The sequence below is a fragment of the Luteibacter sp. HA06 genome, from assembly GCF_054061215.1.
The window spans coordinates 3,947,812-3,960,685 of the sequence record NZ_JBSSDZ010000001.1; the positions used below are offsets into that span (position 1 = coordinate 3,947,812).

9 protein-coding genes are annotated in these 12,874 nt (G+C 64.5%); 3 read left to right on the forward strand and 6 right to left on the reverse strand.

What is annotated here, in order from left to right; genetic code table 11:
• The first annotated feature begins 191 nt into the window (after positions 1-191).
• The 3 genes from ACVWWJ_RS18205 (at position 192) to rapA (ending at position 6,111) form a co-directional block, all read left to right on the forward strand.
• The gene (locus ACVWWJ_RS18205; RefSeq protein ID WP_456968990.1) at positions 192-2,501 is read left to right on the forward strand and encodes a catecholate siderophore receptor Fiu; all 2,310 of its coding nucleotides are present in this window, start codon (positions 192-194) and stop codon (positions 2,499-2,501) included.
• A 21-nt stretch (positions 2,502-2,522) separates the two neighbouring features.
• Positions 2,523-3,203, forward strand: coding sequence for a Fe2+-dependent dioxygenase (locus ACVWWJ_RS18210; protein ID WP_456968991.1), 681 nt, complete (start codon positions 2,523-2,525; stop codon positions 3,201-3,203).
• A gap of 76 nt (positions 3,204-3,279) precedes the next feature.
• Positions 3,280-6,111 (forward strand): RNA polymerase-associated protein RapA, encoded by a 2,832-nt coding sequence (gene rapA, locus ACVWWJ_RS18215; RefSeq protein ID WP_456968992.1) that lies wholly within the window; start codon positions 3,280-3,282, stop codon positions 6,109-6,111.
• 4 nt (positions 6,112-6,115) lie between these two features.
• Here the strand turns inward: rapA and ACVWWJ_RS18220 are convergent, their stop codons facing one another.
• The 6 genes from ACVWWJ_RS18220 to ACVWWJ_RS18245 all read right to left on the reverse strand — a co-directional run bounded on the left by ACVWWJ_RS18220 (position 6,116) and on the right by ACVWWJ_RS18245 (position 12,649).
• Complete coding sequence (locus ACVWWJ_RS18220; RefSeq protein ID WP_456968993.1) at positions 6,116-6,772, reverse strand: rhomboid family intramembrane serine protease; 657 nt, start codon at positions 6,770-6,772, stop codon at positions 6,116-6,118.
• Between the two features lie 14 nt (positions 6,773-6,786).
• Positions 6,787-7,317 (reverse strand): lactoylglutathione lyase, encoded by a 531-nt coding sequence (gene gloA / locus ACVWWJ_RS18225; protein WP_456968994.1) that lies wholly within the window; start codon positions 7,315-7,317, stop codon positions 6,787-6,789.
• Between the two features lie 391 nt (positions 7,318-7,708).
• Positions 7,709-9,289, reverse strand: a complete 1,581-nt coding sequence (locus ACVWWJ_RS18230) for a hypothetical protein (RefSeq protein ID WP_456968995.1) — start codon at positions 9,287-9,289, stop codon at positions 7,709-7,711.
• Complete coding sequence (locus tag ACVWWJ_RS18235) at positions 9,289-9,732, reverse strand: DUF3574 domain-containing protein (RefSeq protein WP_456968996.1); 444 nt, start codon at positions 9,730-9,732, stop codon at positions 9,289-9,291. The genes ACVWWJ_RS18230 and ACVWWJ_RS18235 overlap by 1 nt, the downstream gene beginning before the upstream one ends.
• 175 nt (positions 9,733-9,907) lie before the next feature.
• Positions 9,908-11,002: an OmpA family protein gene (locus ACVWWJ_RS18240; protein WP_159893685.1), complete on the reverse strand. Its 1,095-nt coding sequence runs from the start codon at positions 11,000-11,002 to the stop codon at positions 9,908-9,910.
• 195 nt (positions 11,003-11,197) lie between these two features.
• The gene (locus ACVWWJ_RS18245) at positions 11,198-12,649 is read right to left on the reverse strand and encodes a bifunctional 2-methylcitrate dehydratase/aconitate hydratase (protein WP_456968997.1); all 1,452 of its coding nucleotides are present in this window, start codon (positions 12,647-12,649) and stop codon (positions 11,198-11,200) included.
• Positions 12,650-12,874 lie beyond the last annotated feature (225 nt).

Genomic DNA, 12,874 nt, shown 5'->3' on the forward strand with positions numbered 1-12,874 from the left:
CGCTTTTCGATTGCGAATCATTCTCATTGCGCTTACGATACGCATCACATCGGGTTAACGCCCGCGCAGCGCCTCGTCAATCAGGGCACCAACGACATCCATCCCCGTGAGCCACCGGCCCGCGTCGGGTGCGCTTGTGCCCGACGAGGCCTGTGAACCGTTTTGTTCATTGCCACGCAAGGGAATCACCCATGGCCTTCATCAAGAGCCGCAAGCACGCCGCTCCTGCCTCGCGCACCGTCGGTGCCGCTGTCCTCCTGACGTTCGCGCACGCTGCCATCGCCAATGACACCGTCGACGCGCCCCCGCAGCAGGCCAAGGCCAGCGACGTCCAGGCGCTGCCGGGCATGCAGGTCGACGCCGACCGCTCCAGCGATTTTCGCGTGGACAAGGTCTCCTCGCCCAAGTTCACCCAGTCCCTGCTCGACACCACGCAGACGATCCAGGTGATCGGCAAGGAGCTGATGAAGCAGCAGGGCGCGACGACGCTGACCGAGGCACTGCGCAACAGCCCGGGCGTCGGCACCTTCTACGTCGGCGAGAACGGCGCGACCAACACGGGCGACGCGATCTACATGCGCGGTTTCGATACGTCGAGCAGCATCTTCGTCGACGGCGTGCGCGATACCGGCACCGTCTCGCGTGACGTGTTCAACATCGAGCAGATCGAAGTCACCAAGGGTCCGGATGGCACCGAGTACGGCCGCACCGCGCCGACCGGCGCGATCAACCTGGTGACCAAGCAGGCGGTGCTTGGCGATGGCGAATCCGGTTCGCTCCAGGGCGGCAGCGGCCAGCGCCGTCGCGGTACGGCCGACATCAACCAGCAGCTCGATGCGACCACGGCGGTTCGCCTGAATGTCATGGACCAGAAGAGCAACGTCTACGGTCGCGACGACATCAAGAACAACCGCTGGGGTGTTGCGCCTTCGCTGGCCTTCGGCCTGGGCACGCCCACCCGCGTATACATCGATTATCTGCACATCAAGCAGAACAACGTACCCGATGGTGGCGTGCCGACGATCGGCCTGCCGGGTTACAGCAGCCCCGATGCGCGCGCCTTCCTCAACGATGCCGCCAAGGTCGATCCGAGCAATTACTACGGCACGAACCAGGATCACGACCATGTGACCCAGGACATGTTCACGGTGCTCGTCGAACACGACTTCAGCGACAAGGTTGCCCTGCACAATACGACGCGCTGGGGCCGTACGACCGAAGATTACCTGCTCACGTCGTTCATGGGCGCCACGGCGAACCTGCTCACGCCGAACCCAGCCGATCCATCCACGTGGACGGTGGCGCGCAGCCTGCCCACATTCAAGCACCAGTCGAATCGCATCGCTACCAACCAGACCAACCTGACCGCATCGGTCGACGCAGGCGGTTTCACGCAGGACATCAGCACCGGCATCGAGCTCACCTCCGAAGAAGCTCGCACCATCGGCATGGCTGCGCTCAATGGCAGCACCTGGCCAGCGGCAAACCTGTATCAGCCAGACTCCGACGTCGGCGGCCTGGTCTACGGCGAGAACGGTGCGCGCAGCAACGGCAAGACCAACACGGCCGGCGCGTACTTCTTCGACACCTTCAAGTTCGGCGAGCACTGGCAGGTCAACGCCGGCGTACGCATGGACCACTACAAGACGGACTTCTCCAGCCTCGTGGTCTGCGGCGCGCGCAATGGTCCGGTTTGCGGCCCACTTCCCGCCGGCAGCATCGTCCCGGGCGTCGACACCAGCACCAGCGACAACCTGATGAACTACAAGATCGGCGTGCTGTACAAGCCGACGGCGAACGGCAGCATCTACGTCAACTTCGCGCAGTCGCAGCAGCCCCCCGGCGGTAACACGCTCACGCTGTCGTCGGCGGCGAACAGTGCGGACAACCCCAACTTCGATCCCGAGAAGGCGCGCACGGCCGAAATCGGCACGAAGTGGGACCTGTTGGGCTCGAAGTTGCTGCTTACCGGCGCGCTGTACAGCACGACGGTTACCAACGACGTGGTGCAGGACCCCACCGATCTGCAGTACTACCAGATCGGCAAGAAGCGCGTGCAGGGCATCGAGATCAACGCCGTTGGCAGGCTGACGGACGACCTGGCGATCAGCGCCGGCTTCACCACGATGAATGCCACGGTCAAGGACGGCCCGGGTGTCACGGCTAACGGCTCGGACGACCTGGCTTATACCCCGAAGAAGGCGTTCACCTCGTGGGTCACGTATCACCTGCCGTTCGACCTGACCATCGGCGGCGGCGCCCGTTATTCGGGTTCGCTGCAGCGTGGCACCGATGGCGCCGTGGGTACCCCGGCCTATACCCGTGCGTACTGGGTGTTCGACGGCATGGCCAGCTACCCGGTGAACAAGAACTTCGACCTGCAGCTCAACGTGTACAACCTGTTCGACAAGAACTACGTGGCCGCGATCAACAAGAGTGGCTATCGTTACACCCCGTCCACGCCGCGCTCGGCCATGCTGACCGCGAACGTCCGCTTCTGATCGACTGAGAGGTACACCGCCATGCTGCTGCACATCCCCGAGGTCCTGAGCAAGGAACAGGTCGCCGGGATGCGCCGCGCCATGGAGGCTGCCGAATGGACCGACGGTCGCCAGACCGTCGGTCCGCAGGGCGCGAAAGTGAAGCGCAACCTGCAACTGCCCGACGCCTCCCCGCTGCGCCGCGAACTGGGCGACCTGGTGATAGCGGCGCTGGCCCGCCACCCCCTGTATCACGCCGCAGCGCTGCCATTGCGTACGCTATCGCCTCGTTTCAACCGCTACGAAGGCGGCGGTGAATACGGCTTTCATATCGACGGCGCCGTCATGGCCACCGGCGGCAGCGATATCCAGGTGCGCAGCGACATCTCCTGCACGCTGTTTCTCAGCGAGCCAGACGAATACGACGGAGGCGAACTCATCGTCAGCGATACCTACGGCGAGCACGAAGTGAAACTGCCTGCCGGCGACGCCATCGTCTATCCCTCTTCCAGCCTGCACAAAGTGACCCCCGTCACGCACGGAGCGCGCATCGCCTCGTTCTTCTGGGTGCAGAGTCTCGTGCGCGACGACAGCGCGAGACGGCTGCTTCTGGAGCTGGATACGGCAATTCGTAACCTGTCGGCCAGCGCGGCCGACCAGGCATCGATCCTGCAATTGACGGGTGTCTACCACAACCTGTTGCGGCGATGGGCTGAAACCTGAGGCAAAACAAAGGTAGGCAGGGGTACCCTCCGGGGCGGATAATTGGCGCCCCCTGATGTCCTTGGCTCCCTACCGCATGTTCCAACCTGGTCAACGCTGGATCTCCACCGCCGAACCCGAGCTCGGCCTCGGTACCATTCTTCGCGTCGAAGGACGCGGCGTGCAGGTCCTGTTCGCCAAGGCGGGCGTGCTGCGCCCCTATGCCACCGATAGCGCTCCGCTGATCCGCGCCGAGTTCCGCGCCGGCCAGCGCGTCTCCGGCAAGGGCATCGCCTTCCTTGTCGAGCGCATCGACGAGCGCGAGGGCCTTTTCGTCTATCGCGGCGAAGGCCGTGAACTGGAGGAAGGCCAACTCGACGACGAGCAGGCACTGTCGCAGGCAGACGACCGCCTTATCGGCGGACGCACCGATACCAACGAAAGCTTCGACCTGCGCCTGGACGCCCTGCGCCGTCGCGCCGATGCGCGTCGTTCGGCCGCCTGGGGCCTCGAATCGGCCCGCATCGGCCTGGTGCCGCATCAGCTGCGCGTCGCCGGCATCGCCGCCGCGCGCCGTCCGCCACGCGTACTGCTCGCCGACGAAGTCGGCCTGGGCAAGACCATCGAAGCCGGCATGATCCTCGCGCGCCAGCTCGCCGCGGGCCGTGCCGGCCGCGTGCTGCTCCTGCTGCCGGAGACCCTGGTCTACCAGTGGTTCGTCGAGCTGCTTCGCCGCTTCAACCTGTCGTTCGCCATTTTCGACGAAGAGCGCTGCGAAGCCATCGAGCAGTCCAACGACGGACGCAACCCGTTCGAAGACGACCAGCTGGTCATCGCCGACTTCGCCTTCCTCGAGTCCGCGCCCAAGCGCGCGCGCCAGCTGGTCGAGGCCGGCTGGGACCTGATGGTCGTCGACGAAGCGCATCACCTGGAATGGACGCCCGAAGCGGCCAGCCCGCGCTATCGCCTCGTCGAGGAACTGGCTACCGGTACGCCCGGCGTCATCCTGCTTACCGCGACGCCGGAACAGCTTGGCCGCGCCGGGCACTTCGCCCGCCTGCGCCTGCTCGATCCCCAGCGCTATAGCGATCTCGATGCCTACCTTGCCGAATCGGCCGAATACGGCGAACTTTCTGAGATCGCCAACGCGCTTGCGGGCGGCCAGCCCCTTTCCACCGAACATCGCGCCTTGCTCAATGCGCGATTCAAAGGCGATCGCGAACTCACCGGTCTGCTGATGCGGGATGACGCACACGCGGAGCTGCTGGCTGCACTCATCGATCGCCACGGCACCGGTCGCGCGATGTTCCGCAACCGCCGTGCCGGTATCGGCGGCTTTCCGCGTCGCGTGCCGGAGATCCTCGCGATCGACCCGGACACGCTCGACGCCGGCCGCCGCGACGCTCTGCTCGCGGAGTTCCGTGCCGATATCCAGAACGCTTCGGCCCACCTCGAATTCGACTACAACGACGATCCGCGCCTCGAAGCGCTGATCGACCTGCTCGACGCGCATCCGGCCGATAAATTCCTGCTGATCTGCCGCAGCCAGGCCAAGGTGCTGGCAATCGAGGATGCGCTGCGCACGAAGAGCGGCGTCGGCGTCGCGCGTTTCCACGAAGGCCTGGGCATCGTGCAGCGTGACCGCAACGCGGCGTTCTTCGCCCAGCCGGACGGCGCTCGCCTGCTGCTGTGCTCCGAGATCGGTTCGGAAGGCCGCAACTTCCAGTTCGCCCACCGCCTGGTCATGTGGGACCTCCCGCTGGATCCGGATCTGCTCGAACAGCGCATCGGTCGCCTCGACCGCATCGGCCAGCGCCACGACATCGTCGTCCACGTGCCGGTGGTTGAGCAGAGCGCCCAGCACGTCCTTGCACGCTGGTACGACGAAGGCCTGGATGCGTTCCGCTCCAGCCCGGCGGATGGCCGCGAACTGCTGCGCCGCTTCGGCGAGTTGCTGGCAAACCTCGCCGACGAACATGCGCGCGAAGACGATTCCCGCGACCAGGAACTCGACGCGCTCATCGCGGAAACCCGTGGTGCGCACGAAGAGCTGTCCGCCCTGATCCACGCCGGCCGCGATCACCTGCTCGAGCTGGCTGCCAGCCGCGACCCGCACGCCGACGATCTCGCGACCAGCTTCGCCCGCGAAGACCAGGATCCGTCGCGCGACGCCTTCATCCAGCGCCTGTTCGAAACCTACGGCGTGCATACGGAAGAACTCGCGCCGGACATCGTGCTGCTCGACCCCCAGTACCTGTCGACCGATGGCCTGCCCGGCTTCGCCGACGGTCCGCTCTCGGTGACCTTCTCGCGCGATGTCGCGCTGGCACGTGAAGACCTGCCCCTGCTACGCATGGACCACCCGATGGTCTACGCAGCGGTGGATCTGCTCGTCAGCGGCGAAACCGGAAACGCGGCCTTCCTCGTCGACGACGCCCTGCCTGTGCGCACCGCGCTACTGCAGACCGTGTACGTACTGGAAATCATCGCTGACCGTGCGCTCGACGCCGGCCGTTTCATGCCGACGACGCCACTGGTGGTCGCCGTCGACACGAAGCTGTCGGAACGTCCGGGCTTCCGCCCGAGCGATGTCGCCCTGCGTCGTGCGCCGGATCGCAACATCGAGGTCGCACGCTTCCGCAAGTTCCTGTCGAAGCTCGTACCGCCGATGCTCGAGCACGCACTCGACCTGGCGGAAGGTCGCGCGGAGTTGCTCAAGTACGAGGCACTCGATGCCGCGAGGCTCGAACTCGACGCCGAGCACGGCCGTCTCGTGGCGCTGCGTGCGGTGAATCCCTCCATCGCGGCGGCGGAAGTCGATGCGATTGCCGCTGAACGCGATGCACTTCTGGCCGCCATTCCCCAGGCACGCCTGCGACTGGATGCCGTGCGTTTCGTGGTCAGCCCGGACTTCCTCTCCCTGCGCTAAGGGGTCAGGAGAAGCGGCGTGGTGGCGGCCTGACGCCCCACGCCCAGAGCAACAGCAATCCTGCGAAAAGCCCACCCAGGTGGGCGAAATGCGCGACGCCCGATAGCGTGCCCGTCACGCCGAAGAACAACTCGCCCAGGCCGTAAAGCGTGACGAACAACCACGCCGGAATGCCCACGGGAATCGGGATCATCATCAGCTTCTCGCGCGGGAACAGCATCGCGAAGGCACCCAGCAGACCGAAGATCGCACCCGACGCACCCACCGTCGGGAACACGCGATCGGGCTGGAAAAAGTACATGATGGCCAGCTGTGCGAGCGCGGCAGCGACCAGGCACGTGGAGTAGTAGATGATGAAACGACGCTGGCCCATCACCCGCTCGATCAGCCCGCCGAACATGTACAACGCGTACATGTTCAGCAGGATATGCATCACCGACCCGTGCATGAAGCCGTAGGTGATCAGCTGCCAGGGACGGAAACCGATACCGGCCACGTCTCCGTTACCCAGGTCCACTGCGAGGTCATGGCCGACAGGCCAGAGCGCGAACCACTTGGTGAGCGCCAGCGTAGTCTCGTCCTGCAGCAGGAACTGAAGGGCGAACACCAGCACATTGGCAATGAGCAGGTTGCGCGTAACCGGAGGCAGGTTGGTCGGCATGGTCGGGTTTGGTCTCAGCTACCCAGCGGGGTCGGTTGCAGGATCTCGATCCAGTACTGGTCGGGATCGCGAATAAAGGCGATGTGACGCATGCGGCCGTCGCTCAGGCGCTTCTGGAAAGTCACACCGAGTTCCTCGAAGCGGGCGCAGGCGGCATTCACGTCCGGCACGCTCACGCACAGGTGCCCGAATCCGCGCGGCTCGCTGTTGCCATTGTGATACGCGAACCCGGCCTCGTTCTCCGTACCGTGGTTGTGGGTCAGCTCGAGCACGCCCGGCTGGGCCAGCACCCAGCGCTTGCGCGCGTCGTCGTCATCGGGGATCGCACTGCGGTCGCCGAGCAGCACCAGATAGACGATGGTGAACTTCGCCTCCTCATAGACATGCTTGTAGACCGGCGTGAAACCGAGCACGCGCGTGTAGAAGTCCAGCGAGATGTCCAGGTCGCGCACGCGGATCATGGTGTGGTTGAACACGAAGCCGTGGGTCGCGGCATCCGGCGTGGCGGTCACGCCAAGCAGCGAAGTGAGATCGGCGAGGGACATGGGGAATTCCTTGGGGCAATGCCCAAGGGTGGCTGCCGCGGGCTGGCAATTCAAGCTCGCATCGCCCGCAAGATTGAGCGACGCTGTTGTAGGAGCCGATTTATCGGCGAACCCTCAGGCTGTCGCGTTTGCGAACGAGGCATTGCGATCATCGGGCGAGCGGTTTGAGTGCCAACACGATCGCGATGCAAAACCTCATTCGCGGTAGCACCGGTACGGCGTTCGCCGATGAATCGGCTCCTATAAAGGCGGCGCCTTGCACTCGCCGGCGGTGCGCTCGACTCCAATTGACCGCGACGTTCGCGGCTTTCGGATGCCTGTAAGTCGTGGGCGTTCGCTTCACCGCTTCGTTGGCTTTTCGCCGCTGAAGCGGCTCCCACACAGGGGCGGGCTATCGGCGGCGGGGGCCTATCGACAGGAGGAAGAGGACGACGGCCAGCGCGCCGTACGCTGCGACGAACTGCCACACGAGCGCGCGAGTCGCCGGATCGAGAGCCCATGGCAGGTACACCGAGCCGATCGGCTCGACCGAGTGAATGATGCCGAAGGCGGTGAGGACGGCGCCGATCGCGACGATGCCGGCGGCCTTGCGTACCTCCCCGTCGATCATCGCCACCACGAAGCTCGCCCACACCATCGAGGTGATGATGAAACCATTGCCGAGGATGACGATCACCGCCATCGCCGAGATGCCATGACTGGCATCGCCATAGAGCGCGGCGAAATGGGCAGGATCGACAATCGAAGGGTCACCCAGCTTGATCGCCAGCATCCTCGCGATAGCCGGGAAGAAGCTGAAAACCACCGCAGCGGCGTAGCGCAAGGGAGTCGCCTCGAACGCCTGGGTCGTGATGCTGATCGAGATGAAGACGAGAATCGGCGCAAGCACGGCGACCGGCAGCAGTTCGACCAGGTTGGCGAGGTAGCCGAAGATGCCACCCAGACCAATGACCAGGCCAGTGACCAGCGTATAACCCGTGCGCGCCCCCATGGCCTTGTAGGCGGGCTGGCCGATGTATGGCGTCGTCTGCGCCACGCCGCCGCACATGCCTGCGATCAGGGTGGCGAGAGCCTCCACCAGCAGGATGTCGCGCGTCGGGTAGTCATCTCCAGCGGCGCGTGCACTTTCGGTCACGTTGATGCCACCGACCACCATCAGCAAGCCAAAGGGAAGGATGAGCGGCAGGTACGGTACCGTTGCTGGCAAGCCATCGATGAAACCGAGCGTCGGCAACGGGAGGCCAAGGCGCCACTGCCATGCGCCGGGCGGGTGGTATCCGCTTCCAAGAAACCCGGAAGGCCCGAGCCCGTAGTAGAGGACCACGCCGACGATGAAGGCACCAAGCACGCCCGGCAAACCGAACGGCAGGCGGCGCTTGGCGACAAGCGCGTAAAGCACGACACCGAGACCCGCGAAACCGACGACCGGTACGCGCAGGATCTCCACCAATGGCAGGAAACCCATGAGGACCAGCGCGATGCCTGCGATCGAGCCGAGCAGGCCGGCGCGCGGCACGGAGCGCTGCACCCAAGCGCCGAAGAATGAAAGGACGAACTTCAGCACCCCCATGACGACCAGCGAGGCCATGCCCAGGTGCCAGGTCGCCTCTCCTGCGGCCATCGGATCCATACCTGCCTGACGATATCCCGCGAAAGCCGGGCCAAGAACAAGCAAGGCCATGCCGATGGTCGTCGGCGCATCGATGCCCAGCGGCATGGCCGTGACGTCCTCGCGTCCCGTGCGAGCCGCCAGCCGACGGGCCATCCACGTATAGGCAAGATTGCCCAGCAACACGCCAAGGGCGGTGCCCGGGAACATGCGGCGGAAGACGATATCCGCCGGCATGCCGAAGATGCCGATAAGCGCCGTGGCCATGAAGGCCAACAACGAGAGGTTATCGACGACGAGACCGAGGACACCGTTGAGGTCGCCGCCACCGAAGCGGCGACGTGTGGCGAGGTTCGTGGCCATCAGAACGATACCTCGGCCGGCTGGGTGACACGAAGCACGGACTGGTCGCCTGTCTTCGCCTTCCACGCACTTCGAATCGCCTCAATCGCGTCGCGCTGAGCGGGACTGTCCGCATGCAGGAGTACGACGATCTTCGAGCGCAGGCGCTCCGGCTGGGGCTGCTTGTCCCCCTGCCACTGGCCATAGGCATCGAGCACGGTCAGGCCGCTGGGGAATCGCGGGGTCACTTCCTTGTCGAGAAAGGTACGCCATTCCGCGTCACTGACGCCAAAGGTGTGTCCGACGGTACCAAGGCCGAAATAGAGTTCGGTGCGAAGCCAGCCAAGCGTCGTGGCCGGGTGGGCGGCATCTCCCGACAACGTCGGCGAAGTGGCCGGCAGGTGCGCCGTGCAGCCGGCGCAGGCCAGCATCGCGCCGAGGAAGAGCCCTGCCATCGTCTTCATGCACACCCCTTTGGACGTCCGTACGTCTGGATGGCTTGAGCGTACAGGGGTAGCGGGAATGTTCAAGGGTGCGGTGACCGGGGCATCGCCGCTGAAGCGGCTCCCACATGCCGGGCACAAAAAAAGAGCCCGGCTTGCGCCGGGCTCCTTTATCGAACTACCGATCTTTAACGGATTACTGCTGAACCTGCAGTTCCGTACGACGGTTACGAGCGCGGCCTTCGGCCGTGTCGTTCGTGTCGATCGGGTTGTTCTCGCCGTGACCGATCGGGCCTTCCAGACGGTCGGCACCGATGCCGTGAGCCGTGAGGTAGTCGAACACGATCTTGGAACGACGCTCGGACAGGCCCTGGTTGTAAGCGTCCTTACCGACGCTATCCGTGTAACCAGCCACCGTGACCTTGACGGTCGGGTAACGCTGCAGCGTGTCGACAGCCTGGTCGAGGACGCCCAGCGATTCGCTGGTCGGCTCCTGCAGGGTCGGGCCGATGTTCGTCTCGCCCTTCTTCGGACGATCGAACTTGAAGTTGACGCCGCGCAGGTCGATGACGACCTTCTGCGGGCAACCATCCGGACCGACGATCGTGCCAGCCGGCGTGGCCGGGCACTTGTCGTCGCAATCGTTCACGCCATCGCCATCGCTGTCGAGGGTGGAGCAATCCGGAGCAGCCGGGGCCGGAGCAACGGCCGGGGCCGGAGCTGCCGGCGGCTCGCCGAAGCGCGAGACGATCGAGAAGCCGAGGAACCAGTCGCCGTAGCCGTTCTCGCTACGAATGGTCTTGTCGTCCCAGTCGTAACGGTAGCCGGCTTCCACGCGGAAGTCGGAGCTGTCGGTGAGGGTCTTCGACACGCCGACGCCGAGCTCAGCTGCCGGTGCCCAACCCTTGTCTGCCGGGTTGTGGTGGTAAGCACCCATCACACCAGCGAGCAGGTACGGACGCCACGCGTCCCACGCACCAGCGTAGAAGCGAGCGGCAACGCCGTAGCTGTTGCTCGACCAATGGCCATTGCCATCGTTGTCGCGCTTGGTGCGGTCGGCAAAGACGTCGATCGAGGCGTTGCTCGAAATGAACTTACCAACGCCCAGACCGTAGTAGGCCTGACGCGAGTTGGTGTTGCGGTCTTTGTCGTTGTAGTAACCGCCAACCGTCGGGGCGACGTACCAGCGGCCATCATAGCCGTTACCCGCGTCAGTGGATTCCTGCGCGTGAACGGCACCCACGCCGCCCAGGGCCAAGCCGATCAGCAAAAACAAGCCCTTACGTTTCATCGGTGTCTCCTCATTATTGGTATTCGCGTCCGCGCTCCACCCCAGACGGAAATCGCGCGTAGAAACTCTTTTCGAATCCGGGGACTTCGCCGTCCCTCGCTTTAAACCCCTTCAACGGGCGGCGGCAGTTTAGCAAAAATCAAACAATTGAACACGTGCTAAAAACCGCCGTTCATACTTGAGTCACGGCCATTATCAAGCCGTGAAGAGTGTCATGAACTCGTGAATGGGCATGGCGTCGAGCTTTTCCGGCGAAGAAGTGACCGCAAGAACCTTCTCGACCCGCTCTGCAGGCCACTCTGCCCGGAGGGCGGCCTCGAATTTCTTGAGCAGCACGGGAATGCCTTCGGCACGCCTTTTGCGGTGGCCGATGGGGAAATCGATCGAGACCTTGTCGGTTTTCGACCCATCCTTGAAGAAAACCTGCACCGAATTGCCGATGTAGCGCTTTTCCGGATCGAAGTAATCCTTGGTGAATTGCGGATTCTCAACCACGGTCATTTTGTCGCGGAGCGCGTCGATACGCGGATCCGAGGCAATCGAGTCATTGTAGTCGTCTGCCGTCAGGCGGCCGAAAATCAGCGGAACGGCGACCATGTACTGGATGCAATGGTCCCGATCGGCGTAATTGGCCAGGGGGCCGGTCTTGTCGATGATGCGGACGCCGGCTTCCTGGGTCTCGATGACGATCTTCTCGATCTGGTCGACGCGATCGGCCACCTGGCCGTGCAGGGCCATGGCGCACTCGACGGCGGTCTGGGCATGGAACTCGGCCGGGAAGCTGATCTTGAACAGCACGTTTTCCATCACGTAGCTGCCGAACGGGCGCTCGAACTCGAACGCGTTGCCCTTGAAGGCCACGTCGTAGAAGCCCCAGGTCTTGGCGGTAAGCGCCGACGGGTAGCCCACCACGTTGCGGTAGACGGCGTTGATCGCGTGGGTGACCGCACGGCGGCAGGCGTCGCCCGCGGCCCAGCTCTTGCGCGGGCCGGTGTTCGGGGCGTGGCGATAGGTGCGAAGGGCACCGTTGTCGATCCAGCTGTGCGACACGGCCGTGGTGATCTGCTCCTTGCCGCCGCCGAGCATGGCGGTGGTCACGGCCGTGGAGGCCAGGCGGACGAGGATCACGTGGTCCTGGCCGACGCGGTTGAAGCTGTTCTTCAGGGCGTAGCAGCCCTGGATCTCGTGGGCCTTGATGGCGTAACCAAGCACGTCACGGACGGTCAGCGGCTGGCCGCCTTCCTTTTCCGCCTTGCGCGAGAGGTAGTCGGCCACGGCGAGGATGGCGCCCAGGTTGTCCGACGGGTGGCCCCACTCGGCCGCCAGCCAGGTGTCGTTGAAGTCGAGGTAGCGGATCTGGGTGCCGATGGCGAAGGCGGCCTGGACGGGATCCAGCTCGTGCGAAGTGAACGGCACGCGCGTGCCGCCCTGCATAACGGCGCCGGGAACCAGCGGACCGAGGTGCTTCACGCAATCCGGGAACTTCATCGCCAGGGCCGAGCAGGCCAGCGAGTCCAGGAGCATGTAGCGCGCGGTGTCGTACGCCTCCTTCGAGTCGATCTGGTAGTCGGCCACGTAGTTGGCGATGTCCACCAGCGGCTGGTCCGGATCGGGACGCGTGGCGGAACGGATATCGTGTGCGCTCATGGACTTCACTCGTGGAGGGTGGGAAACCGACGATTTTAACCGGTCACCCCCCGGGTATGTCTTGCCGCGGTGCATCCCAACCGCCAGAATGGCCATGACTACCGCCCAAAGGGGAGTAGTTCCGCGAGGCCTTCCGGGCTTCGTGCGCGACGATCGTCAGTACGGACGCCACACGCGTCCCGGGCGTCGCGGCGGCATCGCGCCGGGAACGAGACTTTTGTGGTG

Bases quoted from the DNA above. Each gene is read 5' to 3' on its own strand.
- ACVWWJ_RS18205 (WP_456968990.1), top strand. From the start codon at position 192: ATGGCCTTCATCAAGAGCCGCAAGCACGCCGCTCCTGCCTCGCGCACC.
- ACVWWJ_RS18210 (WP_456968991.1), top strand. From the start codon at position 2,523: ATGCTGCTGCACATCCCCGAGGTCCTGAGCAAGGAACAGGTCGCCGGG.
- rapA (WP_456968992.1), top strand. From the start codon at position 3,280: ATGTTCCAACCTGGTCAACGCTGGATCTCCACCGCCGAACCCGAGCTC.
- ACVWWJ_RS18220 (WP_456968993.1), bottom strand. From the start codon at position 6,772: ATGCCGACCAACCTGCCTCCGGTTACGCGCAACCTGCTCATTGCCAAT.
- gloA (WP_456968994.1), bottom strand. From the start codon at position 7,317: ATGTCCCTCGCCGATCTCACTTCGCTGCTTGGCGTGACCGCCACGCCG.
- ACVWWJ_RS18230 (WP_456968995.1), bottom strand. From the start codon at position 9,289: ATGGCCACGAACCTCGCCACACGTCGCCGCTTCGGTGGCGGCGACCTC.
- ACVWWJ_RS18235 (WP_456968996.1), bottom strand. From the start codon at position 9,732: ATGAAGACGATGGCAGGGCTCTTCCTCGGCGCGATGCTGGCCTGCGCC.
- ACVWWJ_RS18240 (WP_159893685.1), bottom strand. From the start codon at position 11,002: ATGAAACGTAAGGGCTTGTTTTTGCTGATCGGCTTGGCCCTGGGCGGC.
- ACVWWJ_RS18245 (WP_456968997.1), bottom strand. From the start codon at position 12,649: ATGAGCGCACACGATATCCGTTCCGCCACGCGTCCCGATCCGGACCAG.